Raw genomic sequence first — 17,295 nt, forward strand, 5'->3', positions numbered from 1 at the left:
TACGATTCAGCAGATTGGCGGTATATAGCCAAGCTGAATTGCCTTAGTGACTGCTTCCACAACAGAGGAAACCTCCAGCTTTTCAAAAATATGCTGCAAATGGTTCGAAAGCGTTCTTTCACTGATAAACAGCTCATCTGCGGCACATTTTCGTTTTTTTCCGCTGCTCATGATCTGCAGTATCTTCCGCTCCATCCCCGTTAAATCCTCGATGATCAGGCCGCCTCTTTCCTCAGGAAAACAGGCTGCACCCCCAAAAACGCGGATTAAGGACGCGACCAAATCATCGGGACTGATATTTTTATTCAGAAATCCGTTGATTCCATTCTTTTTCGCCTCATGCCTGTACACAGGCAGGTCGTACCCCGTTAGTATCACTATTTTTACCCCTGGATTTGATTTTCTCAGGTGTGCCGCGGTCTCCAGACCATCCGTATCGCTAAGGGTGCCGAGGTTGATATCCATCAGGACGATGTCAATATTCCGCTCCCGGACGATCTTATCCAGCCCGTCAATATCCTGGGTCGAATAAAAATGTTTGATCTCCTTATACTCATCCAAGGCCACGGAAAGGCTTTTTACAAATAATAAATGATCATCAACTAACAAAATATTGATAAGAACCCTCTCCTTTCATCGGAATCCTAATGTGTATGCAGATCCCCTGCGGGGCGTTGTCTGAAATCTGCATCGTGCCTTCCATATAATTTACCTGCTCTGCGGCAGAAGCGATCCCTTTATGCTTCCCTTTGTCTGCAGAAATTAATGAGTCTGCATGGGCGCTTCCATTATCACTGATATGAAGTTCGATCATACTATTTTCCTGTATAAGCGTTATCCAGGCCTGATTCCCGTCCGAGTGCTTGTAAACATTGGCCAGCAGTTCTTTCAGCAGACGATAGACCAGTAATTGATAAGGCTCCACCAGAAATAAAGTATCGTCACACGCAAAGGATACCGCAATATTCCGCTGCGGAAAAGTCTGAGAAACATCCTCTATCAGATTTTGATAGTTCTCTTTAGCGGTCAGGTTTTTCAGTAAAACGGGATGATAATCCTGCATCTGCTCCCGTATATGGATATTCAGCTTATCCAGCGTTTCGATGATAAGCTCCCGTACTTCGGGCCGGTGTGCCTTTGTCGTCATATTTTTTATGGAAAGCAGATCCTGCAGCACATCATTATGAAGAAAATTCGCGAACTCTGTTTTCAGCAGTTCCTCTTGCCTAAGCTGACGGAGGGCAGCATTGTATTTGCTCTCCTTGGCCATCTTACTTTCACCTTGTTTTAAATTCCTTCCCAAAATGATATTACACATATATAGGATAACAAACAAAACATTCACTGCAATCATCAGTTCTTCATACCCCCAGCCTGCAGACAGAGTGATCAGAACAAACAAAGACAGGGACATACCTAAGATTCCCAGAACCTGTATACCGCTAAATACGGTTGAAATCGGGTAACTGCTATGCTCCTTTCGTATAATCCCGTGGACACTGATAAAGAATAGAAGCATAGGGAGATATATTCCAAAATTTGAAATATGGTTTTTAATATCTACCGTTGTAATGAAATAAATGAAAAACGATATCCCAATAACTGCAGCAGAAAACAGGATACATTTCCATTCGCTTTTTAACACAAACACAGCCCGTTTCCAATGAACGATGATGATAAACAAACAGCAGAGCCCGCTCGCCAAAAACTGCAGCCCATACAAACCTGCATAGATCCTGTCCGGCATGCAGATACCGGCGATCGAACCGATACAGGTTCCCAGCAGTATCACATCGACCGGCTTTCGGAATCGGTAACCGCTTCCCTGGAACAGAAACATCAGGAAAAATTTAACGGAAACGAGACATATAATCGGGCTTAAGGCGTTGTAAACAAAGCTCTCCACCATATTTTCTTCAAAGGAAAGAAGTACATACCAGCCGTCCATGGCAAGCAGGCCGCAGAAGAGGGAGAGAACTTTATTTTCTTTGATATTACAGGCACTGATATAAGTCATATCTATCAGCAGCAGCGAGGAGAGCAGTAATGGGATTCTGCTCTCCAGCTCTGTCTGTCTCTCGTTCAAATGCCAGCTCATATAGAGGATAAGCAGAATATAGTTTACCAAAAATATCCGCTGCAATACCGTATTCTTCATCTTTGCCCTCCTTTGTTTTTCTCATTATAACATGGTCCCCGCCATTTCTACGAAATTATTTAATACAGGCTAACCGAAAGCAGGTACGGACAGTAACAAAGTAATAAATCAAATAAATAAGCGCTGTCACTACCACGGCAATTACAACTGGAACAAATTGAATCAGGGTGTCGCCAAGCAGATTTTGCATTAACCCTGTCTTATATACTGCTGTCGCAAAAATACAGTCTAACAGGCCAAGACCAAATGGAATACTAAAAAAGGCCAGCACCTGTTTCCTGATAATCTTTTTTATAAACCTGCCCGTATACCCCATTTTAATCAGAATGTCATAGTCGGATTTTGTATCGGCAACAGCAGCGATATTGTTAAAATACAAGATACTTCCGGCCGCGATAAAGAACAGAATCACAAGAAAACCAATCAGAAGGAACGTGGAGCTGTTTAGGGAAAACAGTTCGTTTACCCTATGTGAATGCCCCTGTAAATAGGGGCTTCCTCCAAGTAAACTGCTGATTTCTCCGTACAATGCTTCGTTATCTTCTATCGCTTTCCCATTCACACTTATCACTTTAGCCATTGGTTCATCAGCCGCTCTGATCCGGTCATACATTTCGTCGCTCACAATCAAGGTTCCAATACTATTTGCGAACGACAATGGATTATCAAGCGTTACCTTTTTTACCGTCAGAGGTGCCTCCTCCCCTCCTATTATTAACGGATAACTTTTCCCAGCCTCCGAACTGCCCCCGCCTCCAGGCTGATACTTTACTAAAATACACTCCTCATCCGTCAGTCCGGGCAAGGAATCGATCACCCCCTCCCTGCCCTGTGCACGCAGCAATGTTACATAGTCTGTGAATGAGATACATTCAAAGCCTGGCTCCCGTACAATCTTTTCATTTTGGGCATCACCTTTTGCAGAACCGACGCCATATTCCACAGGTAGCACGGAAGCAGAAGAAGCCGCCTTATAGATCTCTGTCTGCGTAAATGTAATTGTTTCGTCCGGTGCATACCTACTGACAATCCGCTTGACATTATCCAGCTGAGTCTCCTCTTCCATCCTGAACTCAATTTCCGATGGAGCAATGCGGGATACTGCGGCGATTGGATAGTATACCGTTAGTGCCATAACACCCGATACCGTTAAAACAGCCGCAGAAAGCAATGTCAGCATGATTAAGGTCTTCGCGTTAGAGCGGATGCGGTATATAAAATTTGGTATCGTAATGATTCTGGTTTCTGTGTAAAACGCCCGTTTGTTCCCTTTACGTCTTTTCATTACATAAGGCAGAAAGGATGAAATAAAAAATATAGTACCCATTACAACAAGCATTGCAGTCAGCATACCAACTGGATAAAAGCCGATAGAATTCCAGACGGACTTTGGGCCTCTGGTAATATCCAGCGCCAGCCTATAGCCTGCTATTATCATTACAATTCCAAGCAAAGCAGGCAGACGGCGGCATTTCAAATTCTTTTCCGCTTTCTTTTCAAAGCGTATCATTTCCATAAGAGATGCCTTATAAAGAAATCTGGCATTTGATGCTGTTAAAACACAAACAACCAGCGCAATAAAGCAGGCCGTTTTCATCATGGCATTTGCATTAAAAAACGGGATCTGTGAACCGTCCACCGCGAGTTTCAGAAGCACAGTAATTCCGCTTACAATCCCCTTATGTGCGGCTGCTCCTAAGATGATTCCTGCCAAATAAGCACCGCAGCTTATAAAAATATTTTCAAAAGTCAGCAGGCATAATATGGAAGACTTTCGATACCCCAGTAATGCGTAGACACCAAGTTCTTTTATACGGCGTTTTAGAAAAAAGTGATTCGAATAAGCCATATAAACCACCACAAATGCCATTAAAAATATAGAAATCGTATTGCACATGGACTCTACCCGCCCGTCCGCTGATATTTTATCAAGCATGACCTGGTCCACTGAAAACGAAGTAAATGCGAAGAATACTGTAATCACCAGGGAAACAGAAAATAAATAGAGGGCATAATATGAAACATTTTTTGTCAGGTTTTTATATGCTGCCGTCAAGGTATTCATTGCCTTTCCTCCTGCCTTCTAGTATCGAGCTTAGCTGCTTCCGAGGAGATAGCGTCATAGAACTCCTGTCTGCCGCCGCGTTTGAACAGTTCCCGGATGATGCAGCCGTCTTTAAATATCAATATACGGCTGGCGAAGCTCGCAGTGTAAGTGTCATGGGTTACCATGAGTATTGTAGTATGCAGTTCCCGGTTGGCTTCCTGCAACGTATTCAGCAATTCCGTAGCCGAATTGGAATCCAGCGCCCCCGTAGGCTCATCGGCAAATAAGATCTCCGGCTGTTTCACAATCGCCCTTGCTGCCGACGCCCGCTGCCTCTGGCCGCCGGACAGTTCACCCGGATATTTATTCAGTTGTGATGCTATTCCAAATCTCCCAGCCAGGTTCCACACCATACTTTCGATTTGTTCCGGCGGCAGTTTCATTAAAGTAAGGGGAACAGATATATTTTCCCGGATGGTAAGACTGTCCAGTAGAAAATATTCCTGAAAGATAAATCCCAGATTGTCCCTTCGAAAATCAGCAGCGCTTGTGTTTGCCAGTTTCTTTAAGTTAACGCCTTTGATCCAGATATTCCCGCTTGTGGGCGTATCTATGGTAGAAAGGACATTCAGCAGGGTGGTCTTCCCCGAACCAGAGGCGCCCATAATGCCGACAAACTCCCCTCTTTCTACGCGAAAGGATACTTTATTCAGGCTTGGGTACTGCGCCTTTTCATAGGTCTTCGTTACATCTTCAGCCACTAATAATGCAGTCATTGTGAAATCTCCTTTTACTTTTAATAAGTGTATAATACAAGCGCGGTAAAAAAAACGAATGAGTAAATCAGGCACTTTTTGTGTGGTCCGCCCATTTTCAAAAAAATTAACTTGCGTGTGTTTAAAAAATCCTAAAAAACGGATGCGGCGCCCTCCCTTAAGAAAGCGCCGCATCCGGGCTTTTTTCCGCTATTTTTTTGCCTTGAGCTATCCGTCTTTTCTGAATTTCAGTGCATACATAGGGCCAAACTGTGAGTAAAAGAAATCCAGTGTGACCTCATATTTCTCCCCATCCATCAGAATGACTGCCGGTTTCTCCCTTTGCAGAAATTCCAGCTTAATTTTATTCTTCCTGCAATAATCTTCTATTTCCCGGCAAAAAGCCTCCGCTCCTTTTGGGCATTCATCCAGATCAACGACCAGGTATCTGCCTTTGACAGTTCTGCCATTCAGCTCTTTCGCAATTTTCAAAACAGAACGGTAATCCAGTATCCAGCAGACCAGAACCACTGCCGCATTCACCAGAATGATGTGCCGCCAGGACTCCGACACTATAAAGGACAGCAATACAAAACCGACAGCGATCAAATCGATCCAGTACACAGCTGCCGCCCCTTTAAACCAGCTGCTGACCCTTCCCTTCTCCGGCAGGTAATGTAGCCAAACCAGCAGATTGCCGATCACCAGATATCCTGCCAGGGCTGCGGGAATAAATGGCAGTATCCGGCCCACCTCGTTCATATCTTTTCTAAGACTCAAAAACAGCGCAGTACTCGCAAAAAGAAGCAGCCCCAAAAAGCATCCCTGATAAATCTTCTCTCTTGTCTCTTCAGAAATCCTGTTTTCTTTCATAACAATCCCTCCTTAATCTTGGCTCTGAGTCCTTTTAAATATTTCCTTGAAATATAGGTAACGTCGCCATTTGCAAATTCTGCAATCATAATCCCACCGACTGACGGCTTATAGACCTCCACTTTCGCCATATTCAGAAGCACCGATTTGGATGCCCTGACAAATTCCGGCGGAAGCAGTCCCTCCAGCTCATAAAGACGCTTCCTCGTAGAATAAATATCCTCCCTGGTATGGATATACTGTACCTCCTGCATAGATTCGATGTAGTAAATTTCTCTGCACTTAATCTGATAAATCTTATCGTCCTTGTTGCAGGTTAATATCAGAAACTTATATCTTTCCTGTTCAATAAACTGAGCCAGCCTTTTCGTACTCTCGCTTTCCTCATGCACGCGGATCCTGGCAGATTCTTCCGTCTCTATCCCTACTTTTTCGATCTCCACCTTCATATCCGTTTCCTCCTGCCTTTAATTGAATTGTTTCCTTTTCTGTATTTATCTTATCCAAAATAAAAAAGAAAGTCTACAGAAAACCGGTCAGTGGCTCTTTTGGGCAGGTAAAAGGCTGCCAACCGGGGACTTGAATCCCCGAATGGCAGCCGCATCTTATTTTATCATCTTCTCATTATAAAATTATTTTACTTGCCTGACTCCTTATTACCGCATCCGAAAGATCGGGCTGATCTTTTTATAAATCAATAATACAATCAGGGATACCAGCACACCCTTTAATAGATTGAACGGCGCCACAGCAAACATAACGAATGTGGTAAGACCAGTAATACTTGCATTAATAGCCGATCCCATATCCACCAGCGCATCGATCGGCATCCCAAACGCTGCCGCATATGCCGGAAGAAGGATAAATGCATTCAGTACGCATCCGATCGCCGTCATAAAAATAGTCCCTGCGGTTAGTCCGATAATTGCACTTGATCTGGTGCGCTTTTTCTTGTAAATCAGTCCTGCCGGCACACATAATGCACATCCGATTAAAAAGTTTGCAGCTTCACCGACACCGGCAGTGATCGTCCCATTAATCACCAGGTTTAACAAAATCTTTACAAGCTCAATCACGGCTCCTGCCAGCGGCCCCATTACAAAACATCCTACCAGTACCGGAACCTCACTGAAATCAATCTGATAAAATGCGGGCGCAAATGGAAGCGGGATTTCGAACAGCATCAATACCGTTGCAATGGCTGATAACATTCCGATCTGTGCGATTGTACGGATTCCAATTTTAGATTGTGACTTTTGTACTACATTACTTTCTGTGTTCATAGTCGTTTCTCTCCTTTAATTATACAAATGATTTGAATTGAAAAGAAAGAAAATCTTCATGGAGATCGTGTCTCAGACATAATAAAAACCCCGGATGATAATTCCGGGGTTAAGATTACGCTTTTACGGCATCAATTTCTTCTCTCATCCAGACTTTACTGTCGGTACTGGAATTACACCAGTTCAACCGCTGTCATTATGGCAGTGGGTCGCGGACTATACCGCCGGTTGGGAATTGCACCCGACCCCGAAGAATTCATTCTATTCTATAGGTTATTATAACCCATTGTATGTGGTTATGCAAGCAGTTTTTTTGGTCAATTTTGCCAAAAATTTCACGTAGATCTTTGTATCTCGTTATAAGTAATCTTCGAAATGTCGTAAATTTGTCGTAAACGTTGCTGTGAATTCTGCCGTAAAGGCTATCAAAAATTCGGATTTATATCTGCAGAAATCAGATTACAGCCCTCTGTTTTTCCTCTTCCATTGGCTTCTTATTTAGTTTTTTCATTTGCTGACGGATACGTTCCGGGTTCACTGATTCGTAAACCTTTAAGATCATTTTTTGAGTATCCATCATCTTCATGTTTTGGCAGATTTTCCAATAATTTTTCCCTCAAATAGTAATTTACGGCTAACAAAGTCCAAACATTACTTTACAAATCTGCTTTCCACATTCTGTTCTGAAAATATGATTATACGCATTTAAAGCCGCTGTTTTTGACAGGTTATCCTCCATGATATTTACAAGAAAATCCGCTTCAACAAGTATTTGATAGTCTATTCCATCAATATTATCGTACGTATGATGATTTGCTATCAGATACTGAACTCTTTCAGATACGTAATCTTCAAACCCCAAATCTTTAAGTAACTTTTTTACTATTGCAGGGCCTTCTTTTTCCTGTAATTTTCCGCTACAATCCCCATACTTTTCTTCACATATGTGAATCCCTATGTCGTGAGTCAGGGCTGCAGCTTCAAGAATGAACAGACATTTCCCATCTACATTTTCTGTTTCAGCAATTAGTTTCGCATAACTGTGAACCTTGCAAAAATGCTGAATCCTCTTTGCGTCCCCACGATATAACTCTATCATTGATAAATGTAACTTATTTAACATTTTTAACACTCCTCTAAACGAATAAATATTTGTAGTATTAACGCCTCCAACGTATCCAATAAAATTAATATAAAACGGTTTATCCATTCACAGCTCTCGTAAACGGGTAGACCGTTGCCGACTATACACAACATTCTTCCCTTAAATTCTGGATTGTCGATTTGTATTTGCATTTTACCATATAAGCCTGAGAAGTTCTATTTATTTTCTTTTAATTTTAAGGAATAGTGGGCAGCTGCCTATCAGCTTCTTGTGTATTTCTTTATCACACTTGAGCATTTTGACATAGTATATATAACCTGTATTGAAAAACGAGCTGTGAAATTAGGTGATTCAAATCGAGTTTCCTTAAAATCTGCATATAATCATTGTTCTGTATTGGCAAAGATGGACTAAAAACAAATCAAATGCAAGATTGTATTGAAATCTGCGGAAAAAGATATTCAAAAATCTAAGGAAGGCTTCATTCGCTAGAGAGGTTCTCCTCATTTGGGAATACAAAAATCTTCCTGTTTTTTATTTCCCCAAAATCAACTGCTCCCCGTCCGCTGCAACAACAGCGCTTCGCCTCTCCTTATCGTACTGCACCGTCCCTCCACTTATGCTCCGGATTTCAGGAACATTGTAAAGTACATATGTTATCCTTTCATTTTTCCCACAACTAGACAAATAAATCTTATCTTTATCCGCATATGCCCTCACATTCAGCACAATATTACCATCTTTGTCGGGGATCCGGCATTCTGCTTTCTCTCCCTCCCGTAATTCATAGATACCGATCTGCACATTTTCCGCGAAGGAATACCCGGCTGTTTTTTCATTGCTTCCCATCGGGAGAAGCGAATTCTCGGCCACGAATAAAGGCAGGGAATGATAATCGTATGTTTCCCGGTACCAGCGTCCTCCTTCTTTCCGTTCTCCGTTCAGAAGGTGCGTCCACACACCTTTCGGCAAATAATACTCTCCGATTCCCTCTTTATTAAAAATCGGCGCTACCAGAAGACGGTCTCCAAGCATATACTGCATATCGAGATATTTTACTGCAGGATCATTTTCATATTCCAGGATCATCGGTCGCATCACAGGAATTCCCGTCTTGTGCGACTCCACTGCCATACTGTAGATGTAAGGCATCAACTTCAATTTCAGTTTCGTAAATTCTCTGCACACTTCCACAGATTCTTCGTCGAACAACCATGGCACCCTGTAGCTTTTGGAGCCATGTAGTCTGCTGTGAGTGGAAAGCAGCCCGAATTGCAGCCATCTTTTATATACATCTGCATCGGCTGCCAGTTCAAATCCACCAATATCATGGCTCCAGTAACTGAAACCGGAGAGCATAAAGGAAAGGCCGCCTCTCAATGATTCTGCCATAGATTCATATGTGCCTGTACAGTCGCCTCCCCAGTGTACGGGGAATCTTTGGCCTCCCACCGTCGCACTTCTGGCAAATAAAACTGCCTCCTTTTCTCCTCTTTCTCTCTTTAACAATTCAAATACCGTCTGATTATATAATAATGTATAATAATTATGCATTCCCCATGCATCTGCTCCGTTTGCATAAGTCACATCAACAGGAATCCTTTCACCGAAATCTGATTTAAAACAATCGACTCCCATATCCAGCAGTTCTTTCAGTTTTTCCTGATACCAAATCACAGCTTCCGGGTTCGTAAAATCAATGACTGCCATTCCAGGCTGCCAGTTATCCACCTGCTTTACGCCCAAACCATCGGCGCGCATTAGGAAATAGCCTTTCTTCAACCCCTCCCGGAAGAATCCCGTTCCCTGTGCTACATAGGGATTAATCCATACGCATATTTTCAACCCTTTGTCTTTATATCGCTTTAACATTCCCCTCACATCCGGAAATGTTTTCTCATTCCATTCAAAATCACACCAGTGCAGGCCTCTCATCCAAAAGCAGTCGAAATGGAATACGTCAAACGGCAGATCCCGCGCTTTCATCCCCTCGATAAATGAGTTAACAGTTTTCTCATCATAATCAGTCGTGAAGGATGAACTCAGCCAGAGTCCGAACGACCATGCCGGAGGAAGTGCCGGTTTGCCCGTCAGACTCGTATAGTGCTCAATCACTTTTTTCATAGAACTTCCGCCAATCACATAATAACGCATCTCCTCTCCTTTTACGGAGACGCCGACTGCTTCTACCTTTTCGCTCGCAACCTCAAAGGACACGTCTGTGCTGTGATCCACATAGATTCCGTAATTTTTATTCGTTATATAGAACGGAATATTTTTGTAACTAATCTGCGATGAAGTTCCCCCGTCCTCGTTCCAGCAGTCTACAGTCTGACCGTTTTTTACAAATGCGGTAAACCTTTCACCAAGACCATAAACACATTCTCCCGCTGCCAGTGAAAACTCTGAGACAATATAAGGATTGTAGTCCTCAGCAAGATAATTTGTCTCCGGGTACTTGGTTGAATTTTTTCTGTCATGTCTCATGTATCCGACATTTTTAAACCCACATGATGTCATATCTTTCCCGTTTCTTTTGTAGCTGATATAGAACTCTTTTAGTCCCACATGTACACTAACATTCCCTGCTGACATCACCGCCTCATCCTCGCTGATGTCTATATTTACTTTACATTTTTCTCTATTCAGCATAAACCGGGGTTCTCTCTTTTCGTATCCTTCAAAATGAAAACATCTTACGGAAATAATATCCTCGCCGGCTGAGGTAAACTCAAACGTCAGCGTTCCGACGTCCAATGCGCCTGCGCGGCTGCAGATGGTCCGGAACGGAGCAATCACCCTCATGCCGTTTTCTATTTCTTCCACTTCGTACGCCTGTACCGCATAACATGCGTGAGCAGCCTCGCTCTTTTCCCAGAATCCCTCTGTAAATTTCATGGCTTACTCCTCCTGCTAATGTTCTGTAATACTTCCGCCTTTGCATAAAATCCTCTCGTTCTACCGTCGATTACTGCACTGTCAGCTACTTGCAACTGTTCCTGAAGACGGATATCCCTGCAGGACGCTCCAAGCGAAATGATGTAATTCCCCTTTTCCACAAACCATTGCATGTCACGGTCCAAGAAGGCAAACTGAGACACCTTCATCTCAAACCGCACTTTCTTTTCTTCGCCCTTTTTCAATTCCACTCTCACGAATCCGGCCAGTTCCATTGTCGGACGCACCATCTGCGATACGGCATCTGTAAAATACATCTGGACAACTTCTGTTCCGTCACAGCCACCTGTATTTTTAATCCGTGCTTCCACCTTGATGACAGACGACGCACTAACGACCTTTTCCTCGATTTTCATATCAGAATACTCAAAAGAAGTGTAGCTCAACCCATGTCCGAAATAATAGAGAGGCTCTGCCGTATCATTGATATATCCGTTTTTATTCCGAATCATTCCGGTGTGCCCAGCTGCAACATAGCCGCTTCCTCTCGGAAGGCCATAGTAAATCGGAAGCTGTCCTGCATTTCTTGCCACAGTGACCGGAAGACGCCCAGACGGATTCACCTCGCCGAAAAGCAATCTGCACAGAGCGCTGCTTCCCATTTCTCCCGGCTGCCATACTTCCACGATAGCATTGAAATGTGACGCGGTAAACTCGTTTGACAGGGGACGTCCGTCATAATGAAGTACGACTGTTTTCTTATGTAATCCGTAAATTTTTCTCGCAAATTCCTCCTGTGCTCCCGGCAGATCAATGTCGGTAGCATCCACGCCCTCCCCAACCGTGGAAGTACTTCCCCAGCCATTTTTACCTCCGAGCGTCAGCAAGACTACATCGGAATCGGCCGCAGCACGCACTGCCTCTTCCATTCCGCCAAGTTCAGTTCCTGCACAGTTTATCCCCTTTGCAAATACCACCTCTGTGTTAGGAAGATATTCTTTTAATTTTTGATAAAGTGTTTTTGCTTTCGGAAAATCTTTCTGTATCCGCTTATTTACCCTGGGTGAGGTATCACGAACCTGTCCTATATAATCCTGATCAATATCATAGATAATGACTCCCGGTTCCTCAAAGTCCTGCCCATCTTCCTCTCTGGACATCGTCATATCGATTACTGCAGGATAAGAAAATGTCCCGAACAAGCTACGGATGTTGTCCGCATGAGGACCAACTACCGCAAGTTTTTTTATCTGTTTTGACAGTGGAAGAACTTTGTTCTCATTTTTCAATAAAATAAAACTTTCCTCCGCTATCTTCTCATTCAGCCGCTCTGTTTCTTCTAAATGTAATGTCTTTTTTAGTTTTCTTAAATCCGGATAAGGGTTTTCAAAAATACCCATTTCAAACTTCATTCTCAGAACTCTCTCCACCGCCTGATCGATCACAGATATGCTCAGTCGCCCGTCATTTACCGCTTCTTTCATGCAGTAATGGAACCCTTTCGGTCTCGGATACTCTACATCCAGCCCGGCCTCAATTGCCTGAATTCCGGCCTCTTCAAATGTGGCGGCCACCGAAAATGGGTCTACCAGACGGTCCACTGAGAGATAGTCAGAGACAACAAATCCACGGAAACCAAGCGCATTTCTCAGTATTTCTGTAAGCATCTTTTTCGATCCCACAACCGGTTCCCCATCGATGGAACCATATGAATTCATAACACTCTTCAAATTGGCTTCCGTTATTGCACACTGGAAAGGTTTGCAGTGAATTTCCAGAAGATCTCTCTCCGAAACAAGATTGCGCCCCATATTGATTCCACCCTCTGTGACGCCATGCCCAGCAAAATGTTTTGCCGTTGCCAAAATACCTTTTTTCATATCCTCTGACTGAATCCCTCTGACAAAGGCACTCGACATCGCCGATACAAGAGCCGCATCTTCTCCGTATGTCTCTGTCATTCTTCCCCACCTCGGATCCCTGTCCACGTCCATCACAGGAGAGAGTGCCTGTCGAAATCCCACATATAGCATCTGGCGGCGTATGATATCCGCCATCTGCTCCACAATCGCCGGGTCAAACGTAGACGCCTGAGCGATTGCACTAGGAAATACATCAGCCTCCGTATACTGTGCCCCCGCACACGCTTCACAATGAATCAGTGCTGGAATTCCGAGCCTTGTCTCATTTACCAGATATCTCTGTAATTTGTCCGCGTACTTCACAATTTCTTCTACACTGTCTGCCACAGTAAATGCGCCAACATTCCCTATTCCGTTTGGTACATATTCCTTAAAATCAGGAATCTCCTCCGTGATTGTCACAAGACATGTAATCTGATCGATTTTCTCCTCAAATGTCATTCTCTGCATTAGGTCCTTAAGCCTTTCCTCCACCGGAAGGCTGCTGTCTTTGTAATTCGCCATCTCCTTTTACCTTCTTTCTTGCGCTGTCTTTCTGAATGGACTGCTTTATCGGATTATTTCAGATACTCGTCCACATTTTCTGCTGTGACGATTTTAAACGGAATGCTGACATCCTCGATATCTGCCGGATCTGTCCCGTTTTTCAGGTCCTCGAAAATCTGAGCACCCGCTTCTGCCTGTGCTTTTGCATCCTGCAGAGAAGTCATCGTCATTTCTCCGTTTTTAATAGATTCCAGTGCGTCATCACTTCCGTCCACACCGAGCACCTGAATGCTGTCCTGTTTTCCCGCAGATTTCAATGCCTCAACAACTCCCAATGCCGCATCGTCATTCTGGCATACAATTGCGTCAAAACTGTCATATGACAACAGACAGTCATCCGCCGTACTCATTCCGAGATCTTTTGCGTTTTCCACGTTATATTCACCTAAAATTGTAATATTACTGCCTTTCAGAGCATCTTCCAGACCCTGTTTACGGTCAATATACTGCTGGTCGTTTGGTGCTCCTGTGAAGTATAAGATAGATGCTCCTTCCGGAAATACCTCTCGAAGGTATTCACCCTGTGCTTTTCCCGCGTCATAATTCGGAGAACCAACATAAATATATCCGTCATAGTCATCCCCGCCCGAAACCGTAGTCAAAAATGAGATGTAAGGAAGTCCTGCGCTTTTCGCCGCCTCAAGAGCCGGTATAGATCCGTCCAGATCGTTGCTGATAGCTGAAACTACATTTACGTTCTGTACAATAAAATCATCAATTTGTCCGTTCTGTACATTTGTATCTCCACCCGCATCTGTGACCGTAATATCAATTCCTTTCGCCTCTGTCATCTCTTTTAAATACGTTCTGAATTTTGCACAATAATTGTACGTATCACTGTTGTTTGCAAATCCGACTAAGTACCCTTCACTTTTCTTACCTGTTTCGCCCGTATCACCTGTCTTGTCCGTACCGCATCCTGTCATTACCGTCATACATGCCATAATTCCCGCCACCATCACTGCTAATTTTTTCTTCATTGTTTTTTCCTCCTTAATTTTTATTTATTTACTTTTTTTATTTTCTTTTGTCTTAATATCAATAATCACTGCCACTGCGATTAGCACCCCCTTCACAATCAACTGATACTGGGTGGATACATGCAGCAGATTCAATATGTTGTTGATCAATCCTACGATGACCGAACCGATCAAGGCTCCTGTTACCGTTCCGATTCCTCCTAAGAAGCTAGTCCCGCCCACAATCACCGCAGTAATAGCATCAAACTCATACCCTTCTCCCACAGAAGGCATTCCCGCCATCAAACGCGCCATCAGCACTACACCTGCCAGTCCTGTCAGTGCACCGCTCAGTGTAAATATCAGCCTCTTTATGCGCTTCGTATTAATGCCCGAGGCAATTGCCGCCTTCTCACTTCCTCCGATAGCATAAATATAAGTTCCGAATGTTGTCTTTTTCATCAATATCGCTATGACTACAACCATAGCAAGCATAATGATAACCGGAACCGGTATTCCGAGGACTGCCCCATATCCCAATGGTCTCGCTTTCTGCACGCCTCCGATTGTCTGCCCGTTTGTATAAATCTGAACAATTCCCTGAAGTACATAGGTCATAGCCAGAGTCGCAATAAACGGCTGTAGTTTATAGTGGGTAATTAAAAATCCGTTCACCCAGCCGCAAAGACATCCGATTGCGATACCCGCCAGTATCGCCAGCGGTAGATTTCCCGTTCCCGCAAGGATTCCCGCCGAAATGCACGCTGATGTTGTACACAAAAATCCCGCTGACAAGTCAATCATGCCTGATACGATAAGCATCGTCTCGCCGCAGGCAATAATGGTAACAACAGAAATCTGTTTTAATATGTTAATCAAATTCTGGGGTTTTAAAAAGTTATGATTAATGACTGCCGATGCAATAAATAAAAAAAACATGATAAGTACGATTCCGTATTTTCTGTATATCTCTCCCGATGATAATCTCTTCTTATTTTTCATCTTTCGCCTCCACAATTATTTTCATAATTTTATCCTGAACCAGATCCTCACGCTCTAAAATTTTTAACAATTTCCCGTCACCGACCACTCCTACTCTATGGCTCATGGAAAGCACTTCCGGCATATCAGAGGAGATGAGTATAATTGCCATACCCTGCCTCGCAAACTCTGTAATGAGGGAATAGATTTCTTCCTTTGCACCTACATCAATCCCTCTTGTCGGCTCATCTAAAATAAGAAGCTTAATATCCCGCACAAGCCATTTTGCCAATACTACCTTCTGCTGGTTTCCGCCGCTTAAATTCTCTGCAAGTGTACTCATACCCGGAGCTTTCACTGAAAGTTCCGAACAAATAGCATTTCCCTTTTTCTTTACCTGCTTTACATTCCAGAAACCTATTCTCGCAAACAAATCCCCATTCGGAAGTTTGATATTGTCTTCTATCGATCTCACACCCACAAATCCGTAAGTCCTTCTGTCCTCCGTCACCATTGCAATCCCATGCCGTATTGCATTTTTGACAGAGCGTATCTTTACCTCTTTTCCCTCCATCAGGATCTCTCCTTTTTCCAGATGATCCAATCCGAATATTGTCTGAACAATCTCACTTCTCCCTGCGCCTACCATACCTGCAAGGCCGAAAATCTCTCCTTCATGAACCCGGAACGAAATGTCTCGAAATACCCCGTCATTAGTCAAATTCTTCACTTCAAGCACAATTCGATCCTTATGTTCTGAAATTGGGGGATAGATATCTTCGATATCCCTCCCTACCATCATAGATATAAGCTGCTCTTCCGTAGTGTCTTTTATTTCCCCCGATGCAATCCACTTACCGTCGCGCAAAACTGTATATTCATCGCAGAGTGCGAAGACTTCTTCCAGCCTGTGAGAGATAAAAACGAATGCAATCCCAGTCTCTTTCAGTTTGCATACTGTCTTAAAAAGAATGCCGGTCTCCGCACTTGTCAGAGATGATGTCGGCTCATCCATTATAATGACTTTACTGTTTCTCGAAATTGCTTTCAGAATTTCAATCATCTGACACTGAGCCACATTCAGATTTCCCATTTTTTCATCGGGGTCATAATCCAGGTTCATTATTTTTAATAATTCCTTTGTTTGCTTCTTTCTCTCCTTTTTGTTCAAAAATAATTTTCCTTTTTTCTGTTCTCTCCCTAAAAACAAGTTCTCTGATATCGTCAGCTCAGGTACATAGTTCAATTCCTGTGCAACAATAGAAATTCCTTGTGCATAGGCATCCTTCTCTGACTTCATATGAATCTCTGTTCCTTCACAAAAGACTGTTCCACCATAACCGGTATAAGTTCCCGACAATATCTTCATCAGTGTTGACTTGCCGGCTCCGTTTTCACCGACCAGTGCATGAACTGTGGAAGAGCGTATCTTCATATTGACCTGATCCAATGCGACTACACCCGGAAACTCTTTGCGTATGTTTTTTAGTTCCACAATTGTACGCCTCACCAAAATGTTCTCTCCTCCTTGTCTAAACGTTTTAACATTTATTTTTTCAAATCCTTTTTTGTACGTTAGAATTATATCATATTTATCATGTTTATTCAATTAATTAGGTTTATTTTTGTTTATTTTGTATATTATCACTTGTCTAAACGTTTCAACAAATATGTCTAAACGTTTCAACACTGTTAAAAATAGACAGACACAAATGGTATTATTTTACAGAATAAAAGAGCCGGTTTCACCGACTCTTACATAAAACCA

13 protein-coding genes and 1 riboswitch are annotated in these 17,295 nt (G+C 43.1%); all 13 genes read right to left on the reverse strand.

The genetic code is table 11. The features are described 5' to 3' along the window. Positions 1-6: 6 nt before the first annotated feature. The 13 genes from MWG26_RS17815 to MWG26_RS17875 all read right to left on the reverse strand — a co-directional run bounded on the left by MWG26_RS17815 (position 7) and on the right by MWG26_RS17875 (position 17,022). Positions 7-609 (reverse strand): response regulator transcription factor, encoded by a 603-nt coding sequence (locus MWG26_RS17815; protein WP_025656379.1) that lies wholly within the window; start codon positions 607-609, stop codon positions 7-9. After that, complete coding sequence (locus MWG26_RS17820; RefSeq protein ID WP_025656378.1) at positions 599-2,158, reverse strand: sensor histidine kinase; 1,560 nt, start codon at positions 2,156-2,158, stop codon at positions 599-601. Before MWG26_RS17820 ends, MWG26_RS17815 begins: the two co-directional genes overlap by 11 nt. 55 nt (positions 2,159-2,213) lie before the next feature. Beyond that, positions 2,214-4,223 carry an ABC transporter permease gene (locus MWG26_RS17825; protein WP_025656377.1) on the reverse strand — a complete coding sequence of 670 codons (2,010 nt, stop codon included), beginning with the start codon at positions 4,221-4,223 and terminating at the stop codon, positions 2,214-2,216. Further along, positions 4,220-4,981, reverse strand: coding sequence for an ABC transporter ATP-binding protein (locus MWG26_RS17830; protein WP_025656376.1), 762 nt, complete (start codon positions 4,979-4,981; stop codon positions 4,220-4,222). Before MWG26_RS17830 ends, MWG26_RS17825 begins: the two co-directional genes overlap by 4 nt. Positions 4,982-5,188: 207 nt before the next feature. Then, the gene (locus tag MWG26_RS17835; protein WP_025656375.1) at positions 5,189-5,833 is read right to left on the reverse strand and encodes a DUF4318 domain-containing protein; all 645 of its coding nucleotides are present in this window, start codon (positions 5,831-5,833) and stop codon (positions 5,189-5,191) included. Beyond that, positions 5,830-6,282, reverse strand: a complete 453-nt coding sequence (locus MWG26_RS17840; protein ID WP_025656374.1) for a LytTR family DNA-binding domain-containing protein — start codon at positions 6,280-6,282, stop codon at positions 5,830-5,832. The genes MWG26_RS17835 and MWG26_RS17840 overlap by 4 nt, the downstream gene beginning before the upstream one ends. Positions 6,283-6,489: 207 nt before the next feature. After that, positions 6,490-7,116: an ECF transporter S component gene (locus tag MWG26_RS17845; RefSeq protein ID WP_025656373.1), complete on the reverse strand. Its 627-nt coding sequence runs from the start codon at positions 7,114-7,116 to the stop codon at positions 6,490-6,492. Positions 7,117-7,248: 132 nt separating this feature from the next. Continuing rightward, positions 7,249-7,375: riboswitch (FMN riboswitch) on the reverse strand. A 375-nt stretch (positions 7,376-7,750) separates the two neighbouring features. Then, the gene (locus MWG26_RS17850) at positions 7,751-8,239 is read right to left on the reverse strand and encodes an HD domain-containing protein (RefSeq protein WP_025656241.1); all 489 of its coding nucleotides are present in this window, start codon (positions 8,237-8,239) and stop codon (positions 7,751-7,753) included. A 516-nt stretch (positions 8,240-8,755) separates the two neighbouring features. After that, positions 8,756-11,119 (reverse strand): alpha-xylosidase, encoded by a 2,364-nt coding sequence (gene yicI, locus MWG26_RS17855; RefSeq protein ID WP_117441080.1) that lies wholly within the window; start codon positions 11,117-11,119, stop codon positions 8,756-8,758. Next, positions 11,116-13,545 carry a beta-glucosidase family protein gene (locus tag MWG26_RS17860; protein ID WP_025656239.1) on the reverse strand — a complete coding sequence of 810 codons (2,430 nt, stop codon included), beginning with the start codon at positions 13,543-13,545 and terminating at the stop codon, positions 11,116-11,118. Before MWG26_RS17860 ends, yicI begins: the two co-directional genes overlap by 4 nt. Before the next feature lie 53 nt (positions 13,546-13,598). Then, complete coding sequence (locus tag MWG26_RS17865) at positions 13,599-14,567, reverse strand: sugar ABC transporter substrate-binding protein (protein ID WP_025656238.1); 969 nt, start codon at positions 14,565-14,567, stop codon at positions 13,599-13,601. 24 nt (positions 14,568-14,591) lie between these two features. Then, complete coding sequence (locus MWG26_RS17870; protein ID WP_025656237.1) at positions 14,592-15,548, reverse strand: ABC transporter permease; 957 nt, start codon at positions 15,546-15,548, stop codon at positions 14,592-14,594. Continuing rightward, positions 15,538-17,022 (reverse strand): sugar ABC transporter ATP-binding protein, encoded by a 1,485-nt coding sequence (locus MWG26_RS17875; RefSeq protein WP_244062762.1) that lies wholly within the window; start codon positions 17,020-17,022, stop codon positions 15,538-15,540. Before MWG26_RS17875 ends, MWG26_RS17870 begins: the two co-directional genes overlap by 11 nt. Between the last annotated feature and the right edge of the window lie 273 nt (positions 17,023-17,295).

Source organism: Faecalicatena contorta (assembly GCF_022835095.1).
GTDB classification, from domain to species: Bacteria; Bacillota; Clostridia; order Lachnospirales; family Lachnospiraceae; genus Faecalicatena; species Faecalicatena contorta.

Bases quoted from the DNA above. Each gene is read 5' to 3' on its own strand.
- MWG26_RS17870 (WP_025656237.1), bottom strand. From the start codon at position 15,548: ATGAAAAATAAGAAGAGATTATCATCGGGAGAGATATACAGAAAATAC.
- MWG26_RS17840 (WP_025656374.1), bottom strand. From the start codon at position 6,282: ATGAAGGTGGAGATCGAAAAAGTAGGGATAGAGACGGAAGAATCTGCC.
- MWG26_RS17820 (WP_025656378.1), bottom strand. From the start codon at position 2,158: ATGAAGAATACGGTATTGCAGCGGATATTTTTGGTAAACTATATTCTG.
- MWG26_RS17860 (WP_025656239.1), bottom strand. From the start codon at position 13,545: ATGGCGAATTACAAAGACAGCAGCCTTCCGGTGGAGGAAAGGCTTAAG.
- MWG26_RS17850 (WP_025656241.1), bottom strand. From the start codon at position 8,239: ATGTTAAATAAGTTACATTTATCAATGATAGAGTTATATCGTGGGGAC.
- MWG26_RS17865 (WP_025656238.1), bottom strand. From the start codon at position 14,567: ATGAAGAAAAAATTAGCAGTGATGGTGGCGGGAATTATGGCATGTATG.
- yicI (WP_117441080.1), bottom strand. From the start codon at position 11,119: ATGAAATTTACAGAGGGATTCTGGGAAAAGAGCGAGGCTGCTCACGCA.
- MWG26_RS17845 (WP_025656373.1), bottom strand. From the start codon at position 7,116: ATGAACACAGAAAGTAATGTAGTACAAAAGTCACAATCTAAAATTGGA.
- MWG26_RS17835 (WP_025656375.1), bottom strand. From the start codon at position 5,833: ATGAAAGAAAACAGGATTTCTGAAGAGACAAGAGAGAAGATTTATCAG.
- MWG26_RS17825 (WP_025656377.1), bottom strand. From the start codon at position 4,223: ATGAATACCTTGACGGCAGCATATAAAAACCTGACAAAAAATGTTTCA.
- MWG26_RS17830 (WP_025656376.1), bottom strand. From the start codon at position 4,981: ATGACTGCATTATTAGTGGCTGAAGATGTAACGAAGACCTATGAAAAG.